Annotated in this window: 15 protein-coding genes; 9 read left to right on the forward strand and 6 right to left on the reverse strand. The window is 66.0% G+C overall.

Going from position 1 to position 26,385, the window contains the following annotated elements; genetic code table 11:
- Positions 1-11 precede the first annotated feature (11 nt).
- From WBN46_RS00520 to WBN46_RS00530, 3 genes are all read right to left on the reverse strand, one after another.
- A complete protein-coding gene (locus WBN46_RS00520) occupies positions 12-503 on the reverse strand; it encodes a hypothetical protein (RefSeq protein WP_337729857.1) in 492 nt (163 codons plus the stop codon).
- Between the two features lie 116 nt (positions 504-619).
- The gene (locus WBN46_RS00525; RefSeq protein ID WP_337729858.1) at positions 620-1,387 is read right to left on the reverse strand and encodes an NAD kinase; all 768 of its coding nucleotides are present in this window, start codon (positions 1,385-1,387) and stop codon (positions 620-622) included.
- A 155-nt stretch (positions 1,388-1,542) separates the two neighbouring features.
- A complete protein-coding gene (locus tag WBN46_RS00530) occupies positions 1,543-6,486 on the reverse strand; it encodes an NAD-glutamate dehydrogenase domain-containing protein (RefSeq protein WP_337730848.1) in 4,944 nt (1,647 codons plus the stop codon).
- Between the two features lie 424 nt (positions 6,487-6,910).
- Here WBN46_RS00530 and WBN46_RS00535 point away from each other — a divergent pair, with 424 nt between their 5' ends.
- The 5 genes from WBN46_RS00535 (at position 6,911) to WBN46_RS00555 (ending at position 16,637) form a co-directional block, all read left to right on the forward strand.
- Positions 6,911-7,618: a TetR/AcrR family transcriptional regulator gene (locus WBN46_RS00535; RefSeq protein ID WP_337729859.1), complete on the forward strand. Its 708-nt coding sequence runs from the start codon at positions 6,911-6,913 to the stop codon at positions 7,616-7,618.
- Entirely contained in the window at positions 7,615-8,796 is a 1,182-nt protein-coding gene (locus tag WBN46_RS00540; protein WP_337729860.1) for an efflux RND transporter periplasmic adaptor subunit, read from the forward strand. Before WBN46_RS00535 ends, WBN46_RS00540 begins: the two co-directional genes overlap by 4 nt.
- Positions 8,797-8,808: 12 nt before the next feature.
- Positions 8,809-11,973: a multidrug efflux RND transporter permease subunit gene (locus tag WBN46_RS00545; RefSeq protein WP_337729861.1), complete on the forward strand. Its 3,165-nt coding sequence runs from the start codon at positions 8,809-8,811 to the stop codon at positions 11,971-11,973.
- 332 nt (positions 11,974-12,305) lie between these two features.
- Entirely contained in the window at positions 12,306-13,451 is a 1,146-nt protein-coding gene (locus WBN46_RS00550) for an efflux RND transporter periplasmic adaptor subunit (protein ID WP_337729862.1), read from the forward strand.
- A gap of 12 nt (positions 13,452-13,463) precedes the next feature.
- Positions 13,464-16,637 (forward strand): efflux RND transporter permease subunit, encoded by a 3,174-nt coding sequence (locus WBN46_RS00555; RefSeq protein WP_337729863.1) that lies wholly within the window; start codon positions 13,464-13,466, stop codon positions 16,635-16,637.
- Positions 16,638-16,763: 126 nt separating this feature from the next.
- Here the strand turns inward: WBN46_RS00555 and WBN46_RS00560 are convergent, their stop codons facing one another.
- Positions 16,764-17,147 (reverse strand): helix-turn-helix domain-containing protein, encoded by a 384-nt coding sequence (locus WBN46_RS00560; RefSeq protein WP_337729864.1) that lies wholly within the window; start codon positions 17,145-17,147, stop codon positions 16,764-16,766.
- Positions 17,148-17,275: 128 nt separating this feature from the next.
- Between WBN46_RS00560 and WBN46_RS00565 the strand changes: the two genes are divergently transcribed.
- Positions 17,276-18,178, forward strand: coding sequence for an SDR family oxidoreductase (locus WBN46_RS00565; protein WP_337729865.1), 903 nt, complete (start codon positions 17,276-17,278; stop codon positions 18,176-18,178).
- A gap of 60 nt (positions 18,179-18,238) precedes the next feature.
- Here the strand turns inward: WBN46_RS00565 and WBN46_RS00570 are convergent, their stop codons facing one another.
- Positions 18,239-20,116, reverse strand: coding sequence for a DUF885 domain-containing protein (locus WBN46_RS00570; protein WP_337729866.1), 1,878 nt, complete (start codon positions 20,114-20,116; stop codon positions 18,239-18,241).
- Between the two features lie 173 nt (positions 20,117-20,289).
- Positions 20,290-21,438, reverse strand: coding sequence for an acyl-CoA dehydrogenase family protein (locus WBN46_RS00575; RefSeq protein WP_192201078.1), 1,149 nt, complete (start codon positions 21,436-21,438; stop codon positions 20,290-20,292).
- A gap of 128 nt (positions 21,439-21,566) precedes the next feature.
- On the opposite strand from WBN46_RS00575, the gene WBN46_RS00580 reads away from it, so the two are divergent.
- From WBN46_RS00580 to metH, 3 genes are read left to right on the forward strand one after another with little or no spacing between them, the layout of a single operon-like run.
- Complete coding sequence (locus tag WBN46_RS00580; RefSeq protein ID WP_337729867.1) at positions 21,567-22,496, forward strand: metalloregulator ArsR/SmtB family transcription factor; 930 nt, start codon at positions 21,567-21,569, stop codon at positions 22,494-22,496.
- Entirely contained in the window at positions 22,493-23,578 is a 1,086-nt protein-coding gene (locus tag WBN46_RS00585) for a homocysteine S-methyltransferase family protein (protein ID WP_337729868.1), read from the forward strand. The genes WBN46_RS00580 and WBN46_RS00585 overlap by 4 nt, the downstream gene beginning before the upstream one ends.
- Positions 23,575-26,262, forward strand: a complete 2,688-nt coding sequence (metH, locus tag WBN46_RS00590; RefSeq protein WP_337729869.1) for a methionine synthase — start codon at positions 23,575-23,577, stop codon at positions 26,260-26,262. The genes WBN46_RS00585 and metH overlap by 4 nt, the downstream gene beginning before the upstream one ends.
- The last annotated feature ends 123 nt before the right edge of the window (positions 26,263-26,385 follow it).

A 26,385-nucleotide genomic window follows, 5' to 3' on the forward strand; every position in this document is an offset into this window, starting at 1 on the left:
ACGCCGTGCCCCTATCCCCCCGGTGCAGCGGCGATACGCACCTGTGCCGGCGGCCCCCTGCGATTGTCGGGCGTGATGGCGCGCACTTCGACCAACAGGTCGATCGGCGACTGTTCCGAAGGCGGTCCATCGCGCCAGAGGAACACGAACTCGCTGCGACGGCCCTCAACGCGCCCCGCCACCGGCTCGCGGGGAAAGATCGCAAGGGCGTCCTCACCGAGCACGCGGAACTCGAACCCCAGTTCACGCAGCTTGTAATCCGTGCCGCGAGGCCATTCCACGCCCAGCGTCAGCAGGCCGCTGGCATCGCACGAGGCGTGTCCGTCCACGCCGCGCGTCAGGCTGACCACCTCCAGCAAGGGCGGCTTCAGGGTGCCGTCTTCGACCAGCGCCGACGACGCACCGCCGGGCGCGAACGCGGTGGTGCCGGTGGACAGATTGCAGGCCGCCACGTCGGTCGCGGCAAGCATGGCGCACAGCGCCAACGCGCACTTCAACTGCATCGTGACCCCTCCCCGGGCGGATGCGAACCGAATCGCTATGGGGCGCTGGATACCACGCGTGGGATGACCCGGCAAGCCGCAATGCGGCGAAACCACGATGTCCGCCGGGACAATCCTCAGGTCATGAACTGCTCGCTGAGGATGCGTTCCTCGAGATTGTGTTCGCGGTCGAACAGCAGGGTGACCGTGCGGTCACGCGACTCGCGGATGGTCACCTCCACCACGTCCCGCACCTCGTGCGAATCGGCAGTGGCACTGACCGGGCGCTTGTACGGGTCGAGCACGCGGAACCGGATCTCGGTATCGGCCTTGAGGATGGCGCCACGCCAGCGGCGCGGACGGAACGGCGCGATCGGCGTCAGCGCAATGGTGTGCGAACCCAGCGGCAGGATCGGCCCGTGCGCGGAGAAGTTGTAGGCGGTGCTGCCCGCCGGCGTCGCGGTCAGCACGCCATCGCAGATCAGCTCGTCCAGGCGGGTTTCGCCGTTGAGGTCGATCTGGATGTGCGCCGCCTGCCGTGTCTGGCGCAGCAGCGACACTTCGTTGTAGGCCAGGGATGAGGTGGACGTGCCGGACTCGGTCAGTGCCTGCATTTCCAGCGGCCGCAGTTTGGCCGGTTCCGCCGCGGCAATCCGGTCGAACAGGCCGTCCGAGCGATAGTGGTTCATCAGGAAACCCACGGTGCCCAGCTTCATGCCGAACACCGGCTTGCCGAGCGCGCCGTGCCGATGCAGCGTCTGCAGCATGAACCCATCGCCGCCCAGCGCACACAGCACGTCCGCCTGGTCGGGCACATGCGCACCGTGTTCGCGCTGCAGTGTCGCCAGCGCTTCCTGTGCCTCAGGCGTGGGACTGGCGAGGAAGGCGATGCGGGGTGTGGACATCCGTGGCTCCATCGTGGCCTGCACAGCGTACAGAAAAAAACGCCGGGAGCGTTTTTCGACAACGCGCAGCGTTGGCCCACCGGGTGGCTGCCATGGAAGGCGGCCACAAAAAAGGCGGCCCGAAGGCCGCCCCGTTCCACTCACATGACGTGCAATCAGCCCTGGGACGCCAGCTGCCCCAGCCGCTGCACCGCCACCGATGCGGTGGGGTAGTCGAGCGTCTTCTGCGCGGCCAGCTCGTTGAGCATGTTCAGCGTGAAGCGCAGCCCGGCGTCGTCGCGGCCCAGCCAGGCCTTGACCTTGGCGTCGGCGTTGCCGCCCGGCAGCGACAGCAGCTGGTTGGTCAGCGTGCGCTGGTGCGCCGCCAGTTCATCACGCAGCACACCGCGCGCGACGGCATGCCAGCGGCCATCGACCTTCAACGCTTCGATCTGGTCCTGCAGCCACGGCAGGTGCAGCGCCTCGCCCAGGCGGTAGTGCGCCTTCGACACCTCGACCGGCTTCAGCTTGCGCGCCCGGGCCAGTTCGATGATGTCGCAGGAGGGCTCTAGGTACGGCAGCGCCGCGATCTGGCCGGCCAGCGCAGGCGGCAGACCCTTGTCCTTCCATTCCTGCAGGCTGGCGTTGTACGCCGGGCGCAGCGAGTCCGGCAGCACACCGTCGGCCGCACGGATCTCGTTGAAGCCGTCGTGATAACGCTCCACCGCGGTGGCGATGGCCGGGATCGGACCCTGGCGGGTCAACAGCCAGCGGGTGAAGTTGCGCTGCACCTGCCAGATGACCTGCAGGGCGTCGATCTGCACCGATTCCGGCACCTTGCCGTCCAGCGCGTCGATCTGGTTCCACAGCGCCCGCGCGTCCAGCGTCTCGCGGGTGATGGTGAAGGCCTTGGCGACTTCCGCCGGCGAGCGGCCCGTGTCTTCCTGCATGCGCAGCAGGAAGGTGGCCCCCATCCGGTTGATGGTGGTGTTGGTGACCGCCGTGGCGATGATCTCGCGCTTCAGGCGGTGCTTCTCCATCTCCGAGGCGTACTTCTTCTGCAGCGGCTGCGGGAAGTAGCGCTGCAGCTCCTTCGACAGGTAAGGATCCTCGGGGATGTCGGATTCCAGCAATTGCTGGAACGCCACCAGCTTGGAGTACGACAATAGCACCGACAGTTCGGGACGCGTCAGGCCCTGTCCACGCGCCTTGCGCTCGGCCAGTTCGGCGTCGGATGGCAGGAATTCGATCTGCCGGTCCAGCAGGCCCTGCGATTCCAGTGTCTGGATGAAGTGCTGTTTCGAGCCCAGGCGCGAGACGCTCATGCGCTCCATCAGGCTGATCGCCTGGTTCTGGCGGTAGTTGTCCCACAGCACCAGCTCGGCCACTTCGCCGGTCATGTCGGCCAGCAGCTTGTTGCGCGCATCCATGCCCAGTTTCTTGGCCTGCACCACGCCGTTGAGCAGGATCTTGATGTTCACCTCGTGGTCCGAAGTGTCCACGCCGGCCGAGTTGTCGATGAAGTCGGTGTTGAGCAGCACACCATGCTGCGCGGCCTCGATGCGGCCCAGCTGGGTCAGGCCCAGGTTGCCGCCCTCGCCCACCACCTTGCAGCGCAGGTCGCGGCCATCGACGCGCAGCCCGTTGTTCGCACGGTCGCCCACATCAGCGTGGGTCTCGCTGGCGGCCTTGACGTAGGTGCCGATGCCGCCGTTCCACAGCAGGTCGACCGGCGACTTCAGGATGGCGCTCATCAGCTCGTTGGGCGTCATCGACTTCACGCCATCGGCGATGCCGAGTGCGGCGCGCACCTCGGGCGTGATGTCGATCGACTTCGCACTGCGCGGATGGATGCCGCCGCCCTTGGAAATCAGCTTGGCATCGTAGTCGGCCCAGCTGGAGCGCGGCACCTTGAACATGCGGTCGCGTTCCTTGAACGACTTCGCCGCATCGGGGTTCGGGTCCAGGAAGATGTGGCGGTGATCGAACGCGGCCAGCAGGCGGATGTGTTCCGACAGCAGCATGCCGTTGCCGAACACATCGCCCGACATGTCGCCGATGCCGACGCAGGTGAAATCTTCGGTCTGGCTGTCGCGATTCATCGCGCGGAAATGGCGCTTGACCGACTCCCACGCGCCGCGCGCGGTGATGCCCATGCCCTTGTGGTCGTAGCCCACCGAGCCGCCGGACGCGAACGCATCGCCCATCCAGAAACCGTGCGCGATGGCCAGGCCGTTGGCGATGTCGGAGAACGTGGCCGTGCCCTTGTCGGCGGCGACCACCAGGTACGGGTCGTCCTGGTCGTGGCGCACCACGTCCACCGGCGGCACGATCCTGTTGCCGACGATGTTGTCGGTGATGTCCAGCAGGCCCTGGATGAAGAGCTTGTAGCAGGCGATGCCTTCGGCCAACACGGCGTCACGGTCGCCGCCGGCGGGCGGACGCTTGACGAAGAAGCCGCCCTTCGCGCCGACCGGCACGATGACGGTGTTCTTGACCATCTGCGCCTTCACCAGTCCCAGCACCTCGGTGCGGAAGTCCTCGCGGCGGTCCGACCAGCGCAGGCCGCCACGCGCCACCGGGCCGAAGCGCAGGTGCACGCCTTCCACGCGCGGGCCGTACACGAAGATCTCGCGATAGGGACGCGGCTTGGGCAGGTCCGGCACCTTGGCGGAGTCGAACTTGAAGCTGATGGTGTGTGCCGGCTGCCCGTCCTTGCCGCGCTGGTAGAAGCTGGTGCGCAGCGTGGCTTCGATAGCGCCCATGAAACCGCGCAGGATCCGGTCCTCGTCCAGGCTGGACACGCGATCCATCAGCTTGATCAGCGCCCGGTGCGCAGTCTCGACCTGCAGGTCGCGCTTGCCACCGCGCGCGTCGACCAGCATGGTCAGGATCTTCTGCGCGGCGTCGTCATTGCCGGCCAACGCCTTGAGTTCGGCAGCGAAACGGTCCTGGCCCTCCTTGATCTGCGCCTTGCTCTCGCTGCCGGTGGCGGGATCGAAGCGTGCCTCGAACAGTTCCACCAGCAGGCGCGCAAGCAGCGGATAGCGGTTGAGGGTTTCCTCGACGTAGCTCTGCGAGAACGGCACACCGGTCTGCAACAGGTACTTGCAGTAGCCGCGCAGCAGGGCGACCTGGCGCCAGGCCAGGCCGGCGCCCAGCACCAGCCTGTTGAAGCCGTCGTTCTCCGCATCGCCGCGCCACACCCGGGCGAAGGCCTCCTCGAAGGTGGAGGCCAGGCGCGCGATGTCGAACTCGCCGCTGAGCGGTTCCACCTCGAATTCCTGGATGTAACGCGCGCCCTGTCCCGTCTCCAGACGGAACGGATGCTCGGAGATCACGCGCAGTCCCATGTTCTCCATCAGCGGCAGCGCATCGGACAACGGGATGTCGGTTTCCTGGCGATACAGGTTCAGGCGCAGGCGACCCTGTCCTGGGCGCTTGCGGCGCGACTCGTGCAGGCTCAGGCGCAGGTCGTCCGGACCGGTGAGTGCAGCGAGATGCTCCACGTCGCGCGCGGCACCTTCCGGCGACACCACTTCGATGTAGCCCGCCGGCAGCGCACGGCCATAGCCGCCCGCCAGCAACAGGCCCTTCGACTCGCCGTGGCGCGTGATCAGGGTTTCACGCAGGTCGTCCTGCCAGTTGCGCAGCAGGTGGGCGATGTCGCCTTCCAGCGCGGAGGTGTCGACTTCGACCTGCTCGCCCGCCTTCGGGCGAATTGTGATGTGCAGCTGCGCCAGCGGCGACTCGCCGAGCAGCACACTGCTGTCGACGTACTCGCCCCGCATGGCGTCCTTCAGCAGCGATTCGATGCGCAGGCGCACATCCGTGTTGAAGCGCTCGCGGGGGATGTAGACCAAGGCCGAATAGAAGCGGCCATAACGGTCGCGGCGCAGGAACAGCTTGCTGCGCACGCGCTCCTGCAGGCCCAGGATGCCTATCGCCGTGCGGTAGAGCTCTTCGTCGCTGGACTGGAACAGTTCCTCGCGTGGCAGCGTCTCCAGGATGTGGCGCAGCGCCTTGCCGCTGTGGCCGCTGGGCGACAGGCCGGACTTCTGCATCACGTATTCGTGGCGCTCGCGCACCAGCGGGATTTCCCACGGACGGCGGTTGTAGGCGCTGGACGTGTACAGGCCGATGAAGCGCTGCTCGGCGATGGGGTTTCCCTTCGCATCGAACTCGAGCACGCCGATGTAATCCATGTTGCCCGGGCGGTGCACGGTGGAACGGCGATTGGTCTTGGTGAGGATCAGCGCATCCACCGAACCGCCCTGCGGCAGGTAGTGCGCGGCCAGCGTCTTGATGTTGCGCGGCGGCGTGGTATCGCCTTCGCGCAGCAGGCCCAGGCCGCTGTCCTCGACGGCCGCCAGGATGCCGGTGCCCTTCTCGACCCGGTATTCGCGATAGCCGAAGAAGGTGAAATGGTCGGCGGCGGCCCAGCGCATGAACTCCTGCGCTTCGCGACGCCCGTCGTCATCCACCGGCATGCGGCGGGTGGCCATGTCGTCGGCGAGCGACAGCATCTTCTCGCGCATGGCGCTCCAGTCGCGGACGATCGCCCGGACTTCCTCCAGCACGGCACGGATGCGCTTCTCGATGGCCGTCATTTCATCGGGTGGCAGGCGATCGATCTCCAGCAGCATCAGCGATTCGGGCTTGCCCTCTCCCACGGCCTGCACCTTGCCCGCCTTGTCGCGCGTGAAGCGCACCAGCGGATGGCCCAGCACGTGTACACCCACCCCCATCTCGGCCAGCGCCATGCTCACGGAGTCCACCAGGAACGGCATGTCGTCGTTGACGATCTGCAGCACGGTATGCGGCGATTCCCAGCCATGCGATTTCAGCATGGCATTGAAGATCCGCACATTGGCGGTGCCGGGCTTGCGGGTGCGCGCGAACGCCAGGGTGTCGGCGGCGATCGCCGCCCATCCGTCCGCCGTGTGGTGCGGATACTCGTCTTCTTCCATGCGCTTGTAGAACGCTTCGGCGAATGTCTGTGCCTCGGCCTGCGCGGAGGCCCCCGACACCCGCTTGCGGATCGCCGCGAGGATCGGCGACAGGGAGAACGCGTCGGCCGCCGCCTTGCCCTTCTCCACCGCGGCCTTCGCCGCCTTCACCGGTCGGGCGGCCACCTTCTTGGTGGGCGTCGCCTTCGGGGTCACCGATCTGGTGGCCTTGATGGCTTCCGGTTTGGGCGTCTTTTTCGAGGCTTTTTTCGGGCTGCGCACAGCGTTCATGCAGAGAGTGGCTCAACAATTGGTAGTCGAATGGTCATTGTATCCCCCGGCGCCATGACAAAACTTGCTGCGAGGCGTCATAAGCAAGGCTTGCAATCGCGCGGATGATTGTTTAGCTGCACACGCTCCGTGACCTCCGCCGCGTGCGAGCAGTGCCCATCGCAAGACGCACCGTGCGCCGCCGCATGGACGGAGCGCCGGATCGTCACGCGGTCTTTACCGGGCGAGCGGCCTCTTTGTGCACGGAAATGCCACAAATACAAGGCTGTCGTAATTCTAAACTGGACGGTATAGTCTAGCCCGCATGCAACCCGCCACCACTCCCGCGCTCGATCAGCGTCGCAGCCGTGTCCACGACGCTGTGCGCGAGCTCATGGCCGAGCAGGGCTTCCGCATCAGCATGGATGCCGTGGCCGCACGCGCGGGCTGTTCGAAGCAGACGCTATACGCGCACTTCGGCAGCAAGCAGGAACTGCTGCGCAGCGTGATCGCCGAACACCAGGAACCCGCCACGGCCCGCCTGTCGCCCGCGGTCGAAGACCCGCGCCAGGCGCTGCTGGCCTTCGCCGAAGAACACCTGCGGCGCCTGTGCGATCCCTCGGTGGTCGCCACGCGCCGGCTGCTGATGGCAGAAGCGCACCAATTTCCCCAGGAAGCGCAGGCGCTCTACCGTGACGCCTGCGATACTCTCGTGCAGCGCCTTGCCGCCTGGCTGCAGCACGCGATGGACCAGGGCAGGCTGAGGCATGACGACCCGCACTACGCCGCGGAGCTGCTGCTCAGCATGATGACGGGACTCGATTTCGACAGGCAGCATTTCGGCGTACCGCATCGCGCCAGCGCGAAAGCGCGCGGCCGTTGGGCCGGGTTTGCGGTCGATGCCTTCCTGCGCGCCTTCGCTCCCGCCACGCCAGACCACGAAAGCCCCACGCCTGCAGTGCCCGGCCGGCGCCTGCGATCCCTGCCTACCCCTTCCCCGACATCAAGAAAAAGAAACGGAGCTTCCCCATGACCGCCCCCATCCGTTCCCTGGTACTGGCCAGCGCCCTGTTCGCGGCCCTGGCCGCGTGCAGCAAGCCCGAACAGCAGCAGATGCCCCCACCCGAAGTGGTGGTGATGAGTGCGACGCCAAAGGACGTGCCGCTGGAGCGCGAGCTGGTGGGTCGCCTGTCGCCGTTCCGCAGCTCCGATGTCCGCGCCCGCGTGGCGGGCGTGGTGCAGAAGCGCGTGTACCAGGAAGGCAGCGACGTGAAGGAAGGCCAGACCCTCTTCCTGATCGATCCCGCCCCGCTGCAGGCCTCGTTGAGCGCCGCGCAGGCCAATCTCGCGTCGGCCCAGGCCACCTACGCGAATTCGAAGGCGGCCGCTGATCGTGCGCGCCAGCTGGCGCCGCAGAAGTTCGTCTCTAGGTCCGACCTGGACAACGCGGAAGCCGCCGAACGCAGCGCCGCCGCTGCCGTGCAGCAGGCCCGTGCCAACGTGCAGACCGCGCGCATCAACCTGGGCTACGCCAGCGTCACCGCGCCGATCTCCGGCCGCGCGGGCAAGCAGCAGGTCACCGAGGGCGCCCTGGTGGGCCAGGGCGATGCCACGCTGCTGACCACCATCGACCAGATCGATCCGCTGTATGCGAACTTCTCGATGAGCTCGAGCGAGTTGCAGACATTGCGCCAGGCGCAGGGCGCAGGCCAGGTGCAACTGGCCGCCGAAGGCCAGCGCACGGTGCAGGTCCTCCTGCCTAACGGGCAGGCCATCGACCAGACCGGTACGTTGGACTTCTCCGACACCGTCGTCGACCCCGCCACCGGCAGCGTCTCCCTGCGCGCCACCGTCCCCAACCCGGACCGCACCCTGCTGCCGGGCACCTTCGTCACGCTGCGTGCCACGCTGGGCGAACAGAAGGGCGCCTTCCTGATCCCGCAGAGCGCGATCCAGCGCGACACCGTCAGCGCTTACGCGATGATCGTCGGCAAGGATGGCAACGTCGTGCGCAAGAACGTGACCACGCAGCAGGCCGTCGGCAATGACTGGCTCATCACTGACGGCCTGGCCGCCGGCGACCAGGTGATCGTCGAGGGACTGCAGAAGGTCAAGGAAGGCGCGCCCGCCAAGGGCATCACCGCCGAGCAGGCCGCTGCCGCCAAGGCTGCGCAGGCCAAGGCCGCCCCGGCGCAAGGCAAGGCCGAGTAAGAAGGACCCCCCATGCCCAAGTTCTTCATCAACCACCCGATCTTCGCCTGGGTCGTGTCGATCCTGATCTCGCTCGCCGGCGTGATCGCGATCCTCAACCTCGGCGTCGAATCCTATCCTTCCATCGCGCCGCCGCAGGTAACGGTCAGCGCGACCTACCCCGGCGCCAGTGCCCAGACCACCGAACGGTCGGTCACCCAGGTGATCGAGCAGCAGCTGACCGGCATCGACAACCTGCTGTACTTCAGTTCGAGTTCCAGTTCCTCCGGCCAGGCCTCGATCACGCTGACCTTCGAAACCGGCACCGACGCGGACATCGCCCAGGTGCAGGTGCAGAACAAGGTGTCGCTGGCCACGCCGCGACTGCCCAGCGAAGTCACGGCCCAGGGCGTGGTGGTGGCCAAGGCCAACGCCGGCTTCCTGATGGTGGTGGGCCTGCAGTCCGACAACCCCAGCATCGACCGCAATCGCCTGAACGACATCATCGCCTCGCGCGTGCTGGACCAGATCTCGCGCGTGCCCGGCGTCGGCAGCACACAGCACTTCGGCTCCGAGTACGCCATGAACCTGTGGCTGGACCCGGGCAAGCTGCAGGGCTACAACCTGTCGGCCACCGAAGTCCTGGCCGCCGTGCGCGGCCAGAACGTGCAGTTCGCCGCGGGCTCCATCGGTGCGGACCCGGCTCCCGAGGGCCAGGCCTTCACAGCCACGGTGTCGGCGGAGGGCCGCTTCAACTCGCCGGAGCAGTTCGAGCAGATCATCCTGCGCGCCAACAGCGACGGCTCCACCGTGCGCCTGAAGGACGTCGCGCGCGTGGAGTTCGGCGCACAGGGCTATGGCTTCGACACGCAGTACAACGGCAAACCGGTCGGTGCCTTCGCGGTGCAGCTGCTGCCCGGTGCCAACGCGCTGAACGTGGCCGAGGCCGTGCGCGCCAAGCTGGATGAGCTCCAGCCCAGCTTCCCGTCGGGCGTCAGCTGGTTCTCGCCGTACGACACCACCACCTTCGTGAAGATTTCCATCGAGGAAGTGGTCAAGACGCTGATCGAAGCCGTCATCCTGGTGTTCCTGGTGATGCTGGTGTTCCTGCAGAACTTCCGCGCCACCATCATCCCCACCCTGGTCATCCCGGTCGCGCTGCTCGGCACGTTCTGGGGCCTGAGCCTGATCGGCTTCACGATCAACCAGCTGACGATGTTCGCGATGGTGCTCGCCATCGGCATCGTGGTGGACGACGCCATCGTGGTAATCGAGAACGTCGAACGAATCATGGCGGAGGAAAAACTGCCGCCGCGGGAAGCCACGATCAAGGCCATGGACCAGATCACCGGCGCGGTGATCGCGATCACCGTGGTGCTGGCGGCGGTGTTCATCCCGTCCGCGCTGCAGGGTGGCGCCTCGGGCGAGATCTACAAGCAGTTCGCCCTGACCATCGCCATCTCGATGGCCTTCTCGGCCTTCCTGGCGCTGGGCTTCACGCCGGCACTCTGCGCCACTTTCCTGAAGCAGCACGAACACGACAGCCACGAGAAGAAGAATATCGTCTTCCGCGTCTTCGAGAAGTACTACGGAAAGGTCGAGAAGACCTACGTGGGCCACATCGGCTCGGCCATCAAGCACGCGCCGCGCTGGATGGTGGTGTTCGCCCTGCTGACCGTGCTGTGCGGCTTCCTGTTCACGCGCCTGCCGAGCAGCTTCGTGCCCGAGGAAGACCAAGGCTATGCCCTGGCTATCGTGCAATTGCCGCCGGGCAACACCCTGCAGAACACCAAGCAGGTGTTCAACCAGGTGCGTGGCACGCTGCAGCAGATGGACGGGTTCGAAGGCGTGATGGAGATCGCGGGCTTCAGTTTCGTCGGCCGCGGCGAGAACGTCGGCATGGCCTTCATCCGGCTCAAGGCCTGGGACGACCGCGACGTGACCGTGCCGGAGTTCATCCAGCAGGCCAACCAGCGCCTGTACGGGATCAAGGGTGCTCAGATCTTCGTGGTGAACCTGCCGACCATCCAGGGCCTGGGCCAGTTCGGCGGCTTCGACATGTGGCTGCAGGACCGCGCGGGCCTGGGCGAGGAGGCGCTGATGGCCGCCCGCAACCAGTTGCTGGGCGCGGCGGCGCAGGACTCGAGTTTGATGGCGGTGCGTCCCAACACGCTGGAGAACGCGCCGCAGCTGCAGCTGCATGTGGACCGCGTGCAGGCGCAGGCAATGGGGCTGTCGGTCAGCGACATCTACAACGGCATCCAGCTGATGCTGGCGCCGGTGTACGTCAACGACTTCTTCTACGAAGGCCGCATCAAGCGCGTGAACATGCGCGCCGACGCCGCCTACCGCACCGGCGCCGATTCGCTTTCGCGCATCTACACGCCGAGCAGCCAGCAGACCGACGCCAGCGGCGGTCGCGCGATGATCCCGCTGTCCAACGTGGTGCAGTCGCAGTGGGCTTCCGTGCCTCCTTCGCTGTCGCGCTACAACGGGTATTCGGCGGTGAACATCAACGGTTCGGCGGCGCCGGGCGGTTCGTCCGGGCAGGCGATGACCACGATGGAGAACATCGTCACCGACCAGCTGCCGCAGGGCTTCGGTTACGACTGGAGCGGCATGTCCTACCAGGAGATCCTGGCCGGCAACAGCGCCACCCTGCTGATGGTGCTGTCGCTGGTGGTGGTATTCCTCTGCCTGGCGGCGTTGTATGAGAGCTGGTCCATCCCGGTGGCGGTGCTGCTGGTGGTCCCGCTGGGCGCCCTGGGCGCGCTCGCGTTCACGCTGCTGCGTGGCCTGTCCAACGATCTGTTCTTCAAGATCGGCCTGATCACCATCATCGGCCTGGCGGCGAAGAACGCGATCCTGATCGTCGAGTTCGCGGTGATGGAGCGCAAGCAGGGCAAGACGCTGCGCGAAGCGGTGATCTCGGCCTCGCACCTGCGCTTCCGGCCGATCCTGATGACCTCGTTCGCCTTCATCATGGGCGTGGTACCGATGGCGATCTCGACCGGCGCCGGCGCCAACGCGCGCCATGCGATCGGCACCGGTGTCATCGGCGGCATGTTCTTCGCCACGTTCCTGGGCCTGCTGCTGATCCCGGTGTTCTTCATCGCCGTGCGGCGCATGCTGGGCGACAAGATGGACGAGCCCTCGAAGGAGTACCTGCTGGAGCAGGAAAACCCCGCCTCACGCTGAGACGGGTGGAGGTGCAGAAAGCCCCGGCCATGCCGGGGCTTTCCTTTTGCGGGCCACCCCATCGCGGGCACGGAGCTCGCCCTGCTGTCCGCGAAGCCGCTCCATCCCGGGCCTCCGGGGCCGCGGACAAGCGTGCTGGCCAGCGCCCGGCCACGCGCCATGCCCTCCTGCACTATGTGCGCCGGTCTCGATCCGTGATAATCGCGCGCCTGATCATGTCGATCGCGCCATCGCTCGTTCGTCGACCTGACGACTTCCCCCGACTTGACGAAGACCCCTCCATGACACGGAAAGATCCGCACGCAAGGAAAACGCCCTCCACCACCCGCCGCATGATCCTGATGCTGATCGCCGTCGTGGTGATCTTCGGCGGCGTGTTCGCCGTCAAGGCGATCATGGGCAAGGGCATGAACGATTTCTTCGACAACATGCCGCAGCCGGCCGCGGCGGTGACCGACTGGACCGCCAAGCAGGAGGAATGGGTCGACGCCCAGCAGGCGGTCGGTACGTTCGTGGCCATCAACGGCACCGACGTGACCACCGAAGCCGGAGGCGTGGTGCGCAGCCTGTCCATCGACGTCGGCAAGCCGGTCAAGGCCGGCACCGTGCTGGCCCAGCTCAATACCGCCAACGAACTGGCCGTGATGAAGTCGCTCGAAGCCTCTGCCAGACTGGCAGCGGTGCAGCGCGACCGCTGGCAGGCCCTCGCGCGCGACAAGCTGGTCTCGCAGGCCGAGGCCGAAGAGCGCGCCACCGTGGCCGCGACATCGCTCGCACAGGTGGAGGCCCAGCGCGCCCTGATCGCGCAGAAGACCATCCGCGCCCCGTTTGACGGCGTGCTCGGCATCCGCAGGGTCAACCTAGGCCAGTACCTCACGCCCGGCGATGCCATTGTCAGCCTGCAGGCACTGGACCCCATCTACCTCGACTTCACCCTGCCCGAGCAGCGCGTGGGCCAGATGCTGCCGGGGGCGAAGATCCGTGCCACCGTCGACGCCCTGCCCGGCCAGGTGTTCGAAGGCGAAGTCACGGCGGTGGAACCGCAGGTCGACCCGGCCACGCGCAACTTCAAGGTGCAGGCGACGCTGGCCAATCCCGAATACAACCTGCGACCCGGCGCATTCGCGCACGTGGGCTTCGATACCGGCGACAGCCGCAAGGTGGTGGTGGTGCCGCAGACCGCGATCAGCTTCAACCCCTACGGCAACGCGGTGTACGTGATCCAGGAAGTCCAGCGCGCCGAAGGCGAAAAGGACATGCAGGGCAAACCGCTGACGGGCAAGAAGCTGGTGGTACGCCAGCGCTTCGTGAAGACGGGGACCACCCGCGGCGACCTGATCGCCGTCACCGAAGGGCTGAAGCCCGGCGAACGCGTGGCCACCAGTGGCCTGCTGAAGCTGCGCAATGACGCCGAAGTGGTGGTGAACAACAAGGTGCAGCCGGTGACCGAGGCCCAGCCCAAGCCCGAAAACCGTTGACGGAGCGACGGCATGAAATTCACCGACATCTTCATCAACAAACCGGTGCTGGCGATCGTCGTCAGCCTGTTCATCCTGCTGTTCGGCCTGCGCTCGTTCACCGAGTTGAACGTGCGCCAGTATCCCGAGCTGCGCAACGCCGTGGTGAACATCAGCACCACCTACTACGGTGCCGACGCCGACCTGATCCAGGGATTCATCACCACGCCGCTGGAACGCGAGGTGGCGAGTGCCGAAGGCATCGAGTACCTGAGTTCGACCAGTTCGGCCGGTGTCAGCCTGATCCAGGCCTACATCAAGCTGGACCAGGATCCGAACGAGGCACTCACGCAGATCGCCGCCAAGGTCAACAAGATGCGCGGCCAGCTGCCGCCGGAATCCGAGGATCCGGTGATCGACCTGCAACAGGGCCAGCAGATCGCGGCGATGTACGTGTCCTTCGCCAGCGAGACCCTGGACAACAACCAGATCACCGACTACCTGACCCGCGTGGTGCAGCCCAAGCTAGTGACGGTCTCGGGCGTGCAGCGTGCCGACATCCTCGGCGCCGGCACGTTCGCCATGCGCGTATGGTTGAAGCCTGACCGCATGACGGCACTGCAGGTGACCGCCAGCGACGTGGCCACGGCGCTGTCGTCCAACAACGTGCTGGCCGCGGTCGGTTCGACGAAGGGACAGATGGTCGCCATCGACATGACCGCGCGCACCGACCTGCGCAATGCCGACGAGTTCCGCCAGCTGATCATCCGCGAGCAGAACGGCGCCATCGTCCGCCTGGGCGACGTGGCGGACGTGCAGCTGGGCTCGGAGAGCTACGGCACGTCGGTCCGCATCAACGGCGAAGCCGCCACGTTCATGGGCATCTTCGTGTCGCCGGACGCGAACTCGCTGGACGTCATCAAGGACGTGCGCACGCTGTGGGACAACGAGATCGTCCCCCAGCTGCCGGAAGGCATCAAGGCCACGATCCCCTACGACAGTACCGAGCAGATCCAGGATGCCATCGACGAGGTCGTCAGCACCATCGTGGAAGCGGTGATCATCGTGATCGTGGTGATCTTCCTGTTCCTGGGCTCGCTGCGCAGTGTGCTGATTCCCGCGGTGACGGTGCCGTTGTCGCTGGTGGGCGCGCTCTTCCTGATGCTGCTGATGGGTTTCACCATCAACCTGCTGACCCTGCTGGCGATGGTGCTGGCGATCGGCATCGTGGTGGATGACGCGATCATCGTGCTGGAGAACATCCACCGCCACATCGAGGAAGGCATGTCGCCGTACGAGGCGGCGATCAAGGGCGCACGCGAACTGGCCTGGCCGGTCGTGGCGATGACCACCACGCTGGTGGCGGTGTACCTGCCGATCGGCTTCCAGGGCGGCATGACCGGGGTGCTGTTCACCGAGTTCGCCTTCACCCTGGCCGGTTCGGTGCTGCTGTCCGGTGTCATCGCGCTGACGCTGACCCCGATGATGTGCGCCAAGATTCTCAAGCCGCACAGCGAAGGCGGCAAGGGCAAGCTCGAGAAGTGGCTGGACGAGCGCTTCGAGAAGATCAATGCCGGCTACCAGCGCCGCCTGCACGGCACGATGGAAACCAAGTCGGTGATCGGCGTGTTCGGCATCCTGGTGCTGGTGTCGTGCGTGTTCCTGTACATGACCGCGCCCAAGGAGCCGGCGCCGCTGGAGGACGAAGGCTTCATCTTCTCCGTCGCCAGCGCGGACCCCTACTCCACGCTGGACTATGTCGAGCGCTACACCGAGGAAGTGACCGCCATCGCCAAGGGCGTGCCGGAAGTGCAGGACTACTTCCTGTTCAACGGCGGCTTCGGCGGCAGCGGCGGCGGAGCTAGCCCGATGGCAATGGCCGGATTCGTGCTGAAGCCCTGGAGCGAGCGTGATCGTTCGACCAACGCGGTGCTGCAGCAGGAACTGCAGCCCAAGATGAGCCAGGTCAGCGGCCTGAACATCTTCGCCCTGGTGCCGCCCTCCCTGCCCAGCGCGGGCGGCGATGGCGGTGGTGGCGAGTTCGTCATCGGGGGCGTGGGCGACCTGAGCCAGTTGGCGGAACTGGCCGACCAGATCCTGATGAAGGCGATGGAGAGCAAGCGCTTCATCTTCCTGGACAAGGACCTGAAGATCGACAAGCCGCGCATCGAGGTCAACATCGACCGCGACAAGGCGGCCAGCCTGGGCATCGACATGCGCACGCTGGCGGCCGACATGGCGGCGATGCTGTCCGGCGGCTATACCAACCGCTTCGCGATGCAGAACCGCTCGTACCTGGTGATCCCGCAGGTGCAGCGCAGCGATCGCCTCAATGCCAGCGACCTGGAGAACTATTACACGCGCACCCGCGACGGCGAACTGATTCCGCTGTCGACCCTGGTCACGCTGAAGGAAAGCGCGCAGCCGCAATCGCTGAAGCGGTTCCAGCAGCTCAACGCGGTGTCCATCACCTTCGCCCCGCGCCCCGGCGTGAGCAAGGGCGAGGCGCTGGCCATCCTGGAGCAGGCCGCGAAGGAAGTGCTGCCACAGGGATACTCGGTGGACTACGCGGGCGAGTCGCGACAGTACAAGCAGGAAGGCGCGGCGATGCTGGTCACGCTGGCACTGGCGCTGATCGTGATCTTCCTGGTGCTGGCGGCGCAGTTCGAGAGCTTCCGCGATGCGCTGATCATGCTGTTGACCGTGCCGATGGCGATCTGCGGCGCGCTGTTGACGGTGAACGTGCTGGCGATCCTCAGCGGCATCCTGGGCATGATGCAGATCGAAGCCTTCCCCGGCATGAGCATCAACATCTACACCCAGGTGGGTCTGGTGACGCTGGTCGGCGTGATCTCCAAGCACGGCATCCTGATCGTGGAGTTCGCCAACAAGCTGCAGATCGAGCGAGGCCTGTCCAAGCGCGAAGCGATCGAAGAAGCGGCCGCCATCCGCCTGCGCCCGGTGCTGATGACCACCGCCGCGCTCGTGTTCGCGATGATCCCGCTGCTGATTGCCAGCGGCCCGGGTGCGGCGTCGCGCTTCTCGATGGGCGTGGTGATCGCCTCGGGCATGACCATCGGTACGTTGTTCACCCTGTTCGTGCTGCCGGCGTTCTACCTGTACCTGGCCCGCGACCACGCGCACGACCGCAAGGATGCGGATGACGCGTCGCCATCAGTGGATGCTGAGCCCGTGCACGGGCATTGACCAGGCATGCGGTCGATGGAATGAAGAAGCCCCGGCCATGCCGGGGCTTTCTTGTAGGAGGGGCTTCAGCCCCGACAGCCGACGAGACAGGTACACGATCAGGGCTGAAACCCCTCCTACAGAGGGTTACTTGGGCGCGTTGGTCGCCGGCGCCACGTACGCCCTGCGCGCCGCACGCACCTCATCGTGATGGTCCGAAGCCCACTGCGCCAGCATCTCCACCCGCTCGAAGAACGACAGCCCCAGTGACGTCAGCGCGTAATCCACGCGCGGCGGCACCGTCGGGAATACCTCGCGGCTGACCAACCCGTCCTGTTCCAGGTGCCGCAGCGTCTGGGCCAGCATGCGCGGCGAGATGTCGGCGATGCGCTTGCGGATCTCGGAAAAGCGCAGCGTCCCCGCCGACAGCTCGTGCAGGACCAGGACCGTCCAACGGTCGCCCAGCCGGTCCAGCACATCGCGGATAGGGCAGTTTTCGACGAGGATCAGCGATTGGCGATGCAGGGTCATGGTCCGACTCCAGGGCATGGTTACTGACCGGTAACCCGGTTACTTCACGCTCCCTGCTTGTGGGTGCGGCAGCCTTTACTACCATATCGTAACCAACATCCTTTCCGTTACCAAAACAGGAGCCTGTCATGAACGCCCCCGCCCCCACCCTGCTGGTCACCGGCGCTTCCGGACAGCTCGGCAGCGCCGTCGTCCGCCATCTGCTGGATACGCTGCAGATTCCTGCCGACCGGCTTATCGTCACCAGTCGCACTCCGGAATCGCTGGCGGACCTGTCTGCGCGCGGCGTGATCGTGCGTGCCGCCGATTTCGACCAGCCGGCCACGCTGGCGGCCGCCTTCGCCGGGGCCGACCGGCTGCTGCTCGTCAGCACCGATGCCTTGATGGAACCGGGCAAGCGCCTCGCCCAGCACCGCGCCGCCGTGCAGGCCGCTGCGGACGTGGGTGTCGGGCATGTCGTCTATACCTCGCTGCCGTCGGCCGCCACATCGCACGTGTCATTCGCGCCCGATCACTGGGGCACCGAGCAGGCGCTGTCCGCGTCGTCCCTCGGCTGGACGGTACTGCGCAACGCCTGGTACTTCGAGAACCTGGCCTATTCCCTGCCGGGCGCCTTGGCATCCGGAGAGTGGGCGACGGCGGCGGGCGAAGGACGCATCGCCTACATCGCGCGCGAAGATCTGGCGCACGCCGCAGCGGTAGCACTGTCATCCGAGGATACGTCAAACCAGATCCTCACCTTGACCGGTGAACAGGCGTGGTCGGCGCGCGACGTCGCCGCGCGCGCCTCGGCACTCACCGGCAAGCCGCTTGCCGTCGTCGACATCACGCCAGAGAAGTTGATCGAAGGCCTGAAAGCGCACGGCTTTCCGCCGGTGCTGGCAGACATGTTCGCCTCGTTCGACGCCGCGACCGCTGCCGGCGATCTCGGCGAGGTCACGGACGACTACCGCCAGCTCACCGGCCGGTCGCCGACCGCATTGGATGCGTGGCTGCCGGCAAACCTCGACCTGCTGACCAAGGCGCACTGAGTCCGAAAACAAGAACCCCGGCGCAACGCCGGGGTTCTCGGTATCACTGAAGATCGATGATCAGGCCGGCTTGGCCGCCTTCTGCTTCGCGATCCACTGATCAACGCGACGCTCCAGCAACGTCAGCGGAAGCGCGCCCCCGCCGAGCACGGTGTCGTGGAATCCCTTGATGTCGAACTTGTCGCCGAGTTCGGTTTCCGCCTTCCTGCGCAGGTCCTGGATCTTGATCATGCCGATCTTGTAGGCCGTGGCCTGCCCTGGCATGATCAGGTAGCGCTTCACTTCGGACTCGATCGCCGCCCGCGGCACCGCGCTGTTGGCATCGAAGTATTCCACCGCCTGCTGCTCGGTCCAGCCCTTGGCGTGCAGTCCGGTATCCACCACCAGGCGGATCGCGCGCCACATCTCGGAACTCAGGCGACCGAACTCGGAGTACGGGTCCTTGTAGGTTCCCGGCATTTCCTTCGCCAGCCACTCCGAATACAGGCCCCAGCCTTCCGCATACGCGGTGACGCCGTACTGCGTGCGGAACTTCGGCACGCCGGTCAGCTCCTGCGCGATGGCGATCTGCATGTGGTGGCCCGGCAGGCCCTCGTGGTAGGCGATCACCTCCAGCTCGGGCTTGGGCATCGCGCCCATGTCCGACAGATGCGCGTAGTACACGCCCGGGCGCGAACCATCCGGCGTCCCCGGGTAGTAGTGCTGGGCGGCGCCGTCCTGCTCACGGAACGGCTCCACGCGCTTGACCACCAGGTCGGCCTTCGGCAGCAGGCCGAAGTAGTCCGGGAGCACCTTCTTGATGTTGTCGATGGCCGCCGTGGCGTCATCGATGTAGGCCTGGCGGCCGGCGTCGGTATTGGGGTACTTGAACTGCGCATCGCTGTCGATGAAGGCGAAGAAGGCATCCAGGTCACCCTTGAAACCCACCTTGTCCTTCAGCGCCGTCATCTCGCCCTTGATGCGCTCCACTTCCTTCAGTCCCAGCGCATGGATCTCGTCCGCGGTCATGCCGGTGGTGGTCATCTGGCGCAACTGGTACTCGTAGTACGCCTTGCCGTTCGGATGCGTCGCGCCCACGCCGGTGGCGTTGACGGCAGCCTTCGGAAGCTCCTCCTCGCTCCACGCGATCAGGCGGTCGTACGCAGGCTTGAACTGCTCCAGCAACGCCTTGCGCGCCTCGTCCTTCAGCGCGGTGGCGCGGGCGGCATCGATCTTGCCGGCCTTGACCAGCGCATCGGCCTTGGCCTGCGCGTCAGCCCAGATCGCGGAATCCTTGCCGGCCGAGAACGGCGCACCGGCGATGACCTTCCTGGCCTGTTCCATCACGCCTTCATAGGCGAACTTGGGCGGACGGATACCCTGCCCGGCCGATGCGCGCGCGCGCTCCAGCAACTGGTCGAAGGCGCGGCTGGTCGCCTTCAGGCGGGCGATGTAGGCGGTGTAGTCCGCTTCCTCGTCGACCTTGTGGAAACTGATCAGGAAGGTCGGCCAGAAACCCTGGGCACCATTCATCTGGTCGAAGGCGTAGCCGTCCTGCAGGAAGGCCAGTCCGTCCCTCGCGTTTTCGTACTGGAGCTTCCACAGGTCGTAGGAGAACTTGGCCTCATCGTCGAGCTTGGCGTAGTCGAAGGTCTTCTCCATCTCCTCGACGCTGGCCTTGGCCCAGGCCACCTGATCGCGCTGCGACTGTTCGGACATGTCGTCCACCTGGTCGTACAGGTCCTTGCGACCCTGGAAGGTCAGCTGGATCGGGCTGAACTTCAACTGTTCCTCGTACTTCGTCTCGAACCAGGCATTCAGCCGCTGGCTTTCGGCGGCGATGTCGGCGGCGGACGCAGCGACCGCCGGGGCGCCGGCGGCGCCGGTCTCCGGCGTGGCGGCGCGGTCGCAAGCGGTCAGGGCAAGTGCGAGGGCACAGGCAATCAGGGTTTTGCGCATCGGGGTCTCCAGGAAGGATACGGAGGACAGACCCCCGCATTCGGACACTCTACCCAACCCGCCCCGCCCCGTCCCATGACCAAAGATGGGGGTCGTGATGTGGCCTCGCTCACGGATCTGCGGACAAAAAAACGCCGCCCGTAGGCGGCGCTCGTTTTCCGGAGGCGCTGGATTCAGCGCAGGCCGGTCTCATTGCGGGCGATGACCAGGCGCTGGATCTCGCTGGTGCCTTCGTAGATCTCGGTGATCTTGGCATCGCGGAAATAGCGCTCGATCGGCATTTCCTTGGAATAGCCCATGCCACCATGGATCTGCAGGGCCTGGTGGGTGATCCACATGGCGGCCTCGGACGCGGTCAGCTTGGCGATCGCCGCCTCGTTGCTGAAACGCTGGTCCTGGCCCTTCACCCACGCCGCGCGCAGCGTCAGAAGCGTGGCCGCGTCCAGCTTGCACTTCATGTCGGCGATCTTGGCCTGGGTCATCTGGAACGTGCCGATCGGCGCGCCGAACGCCTTGCGCTCCTTCACGTAGGCGATGGTGGCCTCGTAGGCGGCGCGGGCGATGCCGATGGCCTGGGACGCGATGCCGATGCGGCCGGCATCCAGCACGCCCATGGCGATCTTGAAGCCCTCGCCTTCCTTGCCCAGCACGTCGTCCGCCGTAGCCACGTAGTCGGTGAACTCGATCTCGCAGGTGGCCGAGGCACGGATGCCGAGCTTGGGCTCGGTCTTGCCGCGGTGGAAACCGGCCTTGGCGGTATCGATCAGGAAGGCCGTGATGCCGCGCGCGCCCTTGTCGGGTTCGCTCATCGCGAACAGCACGATGTACTTGGCCACGGGGCCGGAGGTGATCCAGCTCTTCTTGCCATTGATGACGAAGCTGCCATCGGCCTGCTTCACCGCGCGGCAACGCATCGCGGTGGCATCGGAACCCGACTGCGGCTCGGTCAACGCGAACGCACCGATCTCGCGGCCTTCGGCGATGGCGCGCACGCAGGTCTGCTTCTGCTCCTCGGTACCGAACTTCAGGATGCCGTTGCAGAACAGCGAATTGTTGACCGACATGATGGTCGAATGGGCCGCATCGCCTGCGGCGATCTCGATCATCGCCAGCACGTAGGCGATCGGATCCATGCCCGCCCCGCCGTACTCGGCCGGCACCTCGATGCCCATCAGGCCGTTCTCGCCCAGCAGGCGGATGTTGTCCAGCGGGAACTCGCCGGTCCTGTCGTGGTGCTCCGCGCTGGGCGCGATCTTTTCCTGGGCGATCCGGCGCGCGACGTCCTGGATCATCAACTGCTCTTCGGTGAATGCGAAATCCACGGGTACCCCTCGGCATACGTACTTGAATACCAATTGTAACCCGCGACCATCCGCGGGCGTATGCCACTGGTTGACCTTGGCGCCGCCGCAGGGGCAGAATATCTCTATATCGCGATAGGAAGATATTTATGGATCTGGAGGCTTGGTCGACCCGACTGAAAGTCTTCGCCGACGCCACCCGCGTGCGCCTGCTGGCGCTGCTGTCGCGCGAAGAGCTGACTGTCGCCGAGTTGTCGGCAATCACCCAGTTGGCCCAGCCGCGCGTCTCGACCCACCTAGCAAAATTGAAGGAGGCCGGGCTGGTACGCGACCGTCGCGCAGGCGTGTCGGCCTACTACCGTTTCGACGAAGACAACTTGGACACGGTGCAGCGTGAACTGTGGCGCAGCCTGCGCGATGGCAGTGACGATCCGCTTCTGCGACAGGACGCCGAGCGCGTGGCCAGCGTGCTGGCCAACCGTGCCGCCGACCAGAACTGGGCCGACAGCGTGGCCGGCGACATGGAGCGCCACTATTCGCCCGGCCGCACCTGGGAGGCCCTGGCCCGGACCGCCCTGCCGCTGCTCGAGACCGGCGACGTGCTGGACATCGCATCCGGCGACGGCGTGCTGGCCGAGTTGCTCTCGCCACATGCGAGCCGCTACGTCTGCATCGACACCAGCACGCGCGTGGTGGCTGCCGCCGGAGAACGCCTGCGCCGCTTCCCGAACGTGGAAGTGCGCGAGGGCGACATGCACGCATTGCCGTTCAAGGACGGCAGTTTCGACCTGGTCGTGCTGATGCATGCGTTGACCTATTCAAGCAAACCCACACAGGCCGTGGCCGAGGCCGCACGCGTGCTGCGCAAGGGAGGCCGCCTGCTGCTCAGCAGCCTGGGCAAGCACGAGCACCGCTCGGTCGTGGAAGCCTACGGGCACGTCAATCTCGGGTTCTCGGACAGGGAGCTCCGCAAGTTCGCCGAGAAGGCCGGGCTGGAGATCGCCAATGCGGAAACCGTCACCCGTGAACGCCGGCCACCGCATTTCGAAGTCCTTTCCCTCACGGCGGTAAAGCCATGAACGTCCTGCCCTGGTTGAATCCCGCCCGCGTGTCCCTGCTGCTCAAGGCGCTGGAAGAACGCATCCTGATCATCGATGGCGCGATGGGCACCATGATCCAGCGTCATGGCCTGCAGGAAGCCGACTACCGCGGTACCCGTTTCGCCGAGGGTTGCGATGCGCAGCACACGCATGAGCACGGCGCGGGCTGCGGCCACGACCTCAAGGGCAACAACGATCTCCTGCTGCTCACCCGGCCTGAAGTCATCGCCGGCGTGCACAGCGCCTACCTGGAGGCAGGTGCCGACCTGGTCGAAACCAACACCTTCAACGCAACCTCGATAAGCCAGGCCGACTACCACCTGGAACACCTGGTCTACGAGTTGAACAAGGAGGGGGCGCACGTCGCGCGCCAGTGCTGCGACGCCATCGAGGCGACCACGCCGGACAAGCCCCGCTTCGTCATCGGCGTGCTGGGACCGACCAGCCGCACTGCTTCGATCAGCCCGGACGTGAACGACCCCGGCTACCGCAACACCAGCTTCGACGCGTTGCGCGCCACCTATCGCGAGGCCATTGAAGGCTTGATCGATGGTGGCTCGGATACGTTGATGGTGGAAACCATCTTCGACACGCTCAATGCCAAAGCCGCCCTGTACGCCATCGAGGAAGTCTTCGATGCGCGCGGTGGACGATTGCCGGTGATGATCTCGGGCACGATCACCGACGCCTCCGGCCGTACGCTGTCGGGACAGACCGCCGAAGCGTTCTACACGTCGGTCGCGCATGGTCGCCCGCTGTCCGTCGGGCTCAACTGCGCGCTGGGTGCGAAAGACCTCCGCGAACACGTCGAAACCCTCTCGACCGTCGCCGACGCGTATGTCAGCGCACACCCCAACGCCGGTTTGCCGAATGCGTTCGGCGAGTACGACGAGACACCCGAGGAAATGGCGGCCACGTTGAAGGAGTTCGCACAGTCCGGCCTGCTCAATCTCGTCGGCGGCTGCTGCGGCACCACGCCCGCACACATCCGGGCCATCGCCGACGCCGTCGCGGGCGTCGCGCCCCGCCGCCTGCCTGCCCTGCTGGAGGCCGCCGCGTGAATACCCGCGTCCGCCACACCCGCCTGTCCGGCCTTGAACCGCTGGTCATCACCCCGGACCTGCTGTTCGTCAACGTGGGCGAGCGCACCAACGTCACCGGCAGCGCCCAGTTCCGCAAGCTGATCAAGGAAGAGCGCTACGAGGAAGCGGTCGAGGTCGCGCGCCAGCAGGTCGCCAGCGGCGCCCAGATCCTCGACGTCAACATGGACGAAGGCCTGATCGATTCCGAGAAAGCGATGGCCCGCTTCCTCAACCTGATCATGTCCGAACCCGACATCGCCCGCATTCCGGTGATGGTCGATTCATCCAAGTGGAGCGTCATCGAAGCGGGCCTGAAGTGCCTCCAGGGCAAGAGCGTAGTCAATTCGATCTCGCTGAAGGAAGGCGAGGAAGCCTTTGTCGAGCATGCCCGCAAGGTGCTGCGCTACGGCGCGGCCGCCGTGGTGATGGCCTTCGACGAAACCGGCCAGGCCGACACCTGCGCGCGCAAGGTGGAAATCTGCACCCGCGCCTACCGGATACTGACCAAGGAAGTCGGCTTCCCGCCCGAAGACATCATCTTCGACCCCAACATCTTCGCGGTCGCCACCGGCATCGAGGAACACGACAACTACGCCGTCGACTTCATCGAAGCCACCCGGATCATCAAGCAGACGCTGCCGCATTGCCATGTCTCGGGCGGCGTGTCGAACGTGTCGTTCTCGTTCCGCGGCAACGAGCCCGTGCGTGCTGCGATCCACTCGGTGTTCCTGTACCACGCCATCCAGGCCGGCATGGACATGGGTATCGTCAATGCGGGCGGCCTGCCCGTCTACGACGACCTCGACGCCGAGCTCCGCGAACGCGTGGAGGACGTGATCCTCAACCGCCGCAAGGATTCGACGGAACGGCTGCTGGAGATCGCCGAGCGCTACAAGGGCAGGAAAGGCGAAGCGCCGGTGGAGAACCTGGCCTGGCGCGAGAAGCCGGTGCGCGAGCGCCTGGCGCACGCGCTGGTGCACGGCATCGACGCCTTCGTCGACCAGGACACCGAGGAGGCACGCGCGCAGGCTGCGCGCCCGCTGGACGTGATCGAAGGCCCGCTGATGGACGGCATGAACGTGGTCGGCGACCTGTTCGGCGCCGGCAAGATGTTCCTGCCGCAGGTGGTGAAGTCCGCCCGCGTGATGAAGAAGGCGGTGGCCTACCTGCTGCCCTACATCGAAGCCGAAAAGCTGCGCACCGGCGACGTGGGCAAGTCGAACGGCAAGATCGTCATGGCCACCGTCAAGGGCGACGTGCACGACATCGGCAAGAACATCGTCGGCGTGGTGCTGGCCTGCAACAACTTCGACGTGGTGGACCTGGGCGTGATGGTGCCCACGCAGAAGATCCTGGACAGCGCAAAGGCCGAGAACGCGGACCTGATCGGCCTGTCCGGCCTGATCACGCCGTCGCTGGAGGAAATGACCCACGTGGCGCGCGAGATGCAGCGGCAAGGCTTCTCCATGCCCCTGCTGATCGGGGGCGCGACCACCTCCCGTGCGCACACTGCGCTGAAGATCGATCCGCACTACGATGCGCCCACCGTGTGGGTGAAGGATGCCTCGCGTGCCGTGGGTGTGGCGCAATCGCTGATCTCGCGCGACATGCGCGCGGCGTTCGTGGCCGCCAACGATGCCGACTACGCGGAAATCCGCGAACGCCACCGCAACCGTGGCGATGCGAAACGGCTGGTCTCGCTGGAAAAGGCGCGCGGCCAGAAGTTCAACGGCGGTTGGGGCGACTATTCACCGCCCGCGCCCAACCAGCCCGGCCTGCACGTCTTCGAGGACTACCCGCTGGCGGAACTGGTCGAGTTCATCGACTGGACGCCTTTCTTCCAGGCATGGGAGCTGGCGGGCAAATATCCCGCCATCCTGACCGACGACGTGGTGGGTGCGCAGGCCAGCGAGCTGTACCAGGACGCGCGGACAATGCTGGGGCGCATCGTTGCCGAGAAATGGTTGACGGCGAAAGCGGTATTCGGCCTGTGGCCGGCCAACAGCGTCGGCGATGATGTCGAACTCCAGCACGCGGGCACCACCGAGCGCCTGTGTTTCCTGCGCCAGCAAGTGGACAAGCCTGCCGAGCGTCCGGACTTCTGCCTTGCGGACTTCATCGCACCGAAGGATTCAGGCAGGCAGGACTGGATCGGCGCCTTTGCCGTCACCGCCGGCATCGGCATCGATGAACATGTCGCCCGGTTCGAGGCCGACCACGATGACTACAACGCCATCCTGCTGAAAGCCCTCGCCGACCGGCTTGCCGAGGCCCTCGCCGAGCGGCTGCACCAGCGCGTGCGCAAGGAGTTCTGGGGGTTCGCGTCCGACGAAGCATTGGGCAACGAGGCCTTGATCGCCGAGCAGTACCGCGGGATCCGTCCGGCACCGGGTTATCCCGCCTGCCCGGAACACAGCGAGAAAGCCACCCTGTTCCGCCTGCTGGATGCGCCTGGCAATGCCGGCATGTCGCTGACGGAGAGTTTCGCGATGCTGCCGACGGCGGCGGTGTCCGGCTACTATTTCAGCCACCCGCAGAGCCAGTACTTCGTCGTAGGTCGAGTATCGAAGGAGCAGGCGGCCGACTACGCGAAACGCAAGGGCGTGGAGCTGGCGCAGGTGGAAAGATGGCTGGCGTCCAACCTGGACTACGACCCGGAATAAGCGCCATCGCGCGCAGCGGCGCGTTCACCCCCTTTCGAGAGGCCCGGCAGAGCGGAGCGCAATGCGCGCTCCGCTAGAATGTGCATCCCGCCCGCGCCTGCGTCCCTCATGCCACCCTCGCCC

The organism is Pseudoxanthomonas sp. CCNWLW251 (assembly GCF_037402255.1).
GTDB lineage: Bacteria > Pseudomonadota > Gammaproteobacteria > Xanthomonadales > Xanthomonadaceae > Pseudoxanthomonas_A.

What these genes read in the sequence shown, in the direction of transcription:
- WBN46_RS00525 (WP_337729858.1), bottom strand. Translation starts at nt 1,387, where the DNA reads ATGTCCACACCCCGCATCGCCTTCCTCGCCAGTCCCACGCCTGAGGCA.
- WBN46_RS00585 (WP_337729868.1), top strand. Translation starts at nt 22,493, where the DNA reads ATGAACGTCCTGCCCTGGTTGAATCCCGCCCGCGTGTCCCTGCTGCTC.
- WBN46_RS00520 (WP_337729857.1), bottom strand. Translation starts at nt 503, where the DNA reads ATGCAGTTGAAGTGCGCGTTGGCGCTGTGCGCCATGCTTGCCGCGACC.
- WBN46_RS00560 (WP_337729864.1), bottom strand. Translation starts at nt 17,147, where the DNA reads ATGACCCTGCATCGCCAATCGCTGATCCTCGTCGAAAACTGCCCTATC.
- WBN46_RS00535 (WP_337729859.1), top strand. Translation starts at nt 6,911, where the DNA reads ATGCAACCCGCCACCACTCCCGCGCTCGATCAGCGTCGCAGCCGTGTC.
- WBN46_RS00540 (WP_337729860.1), top strand. Translation starts at nt 7,615, where the DNA reads ATGACCGCCCCCATCCGTTCCCTGGTACTGGCCAGCGCCCTGTTCGCG.
- WBN46_RS00550 (WP_337729862.1), top strand. Translation starts at nt 12,306, where the DNA reads ATGATCCTGATGCTGATCGCCGTCGTGGTGATCTTCGGCGGCGTGTTC.
- WBN46_RS00580 (WP_337729867.1), top strand. Translation starts at nt 21,567, where the DNA reads ATGGATCTGGAGGCTTGGTCGACCCGACTGAAAGTCTTCGCCGACGCC.
- WBN46_RS00555 (WP_337729863.1), top strand. Translation starts at nt 13,464, where the DNA reads ATGAAATTCACCGACATCTTCATCAACAAACCGGTGCTGGCGATCGTC.
- WBN46_RS00570 (WP_337729866.1), bottom strand. Translation starts at nt 20,116, where the DNA reads ATGCGCAAAACCCTGATTGCCTGTGCCCTCGCACTTGCCCTGACCGCT.
- WBN46_RS00545 (WP_337729861.1), top strand. Translation starts at nt 8,809, where the DNA reads ATGCCCAAGTTCTTCATCAACCACCCGATCTTCGCCTGGGTCGTGTCG.
- WBN46_RS00565 (WP_337729865.1), top strand. Translation starts at nt 17,276, where the DNA reads ATGAACGCCCCCGCCCCCACCCTGCTGGTCACCGGCGCTTCCGGACAG.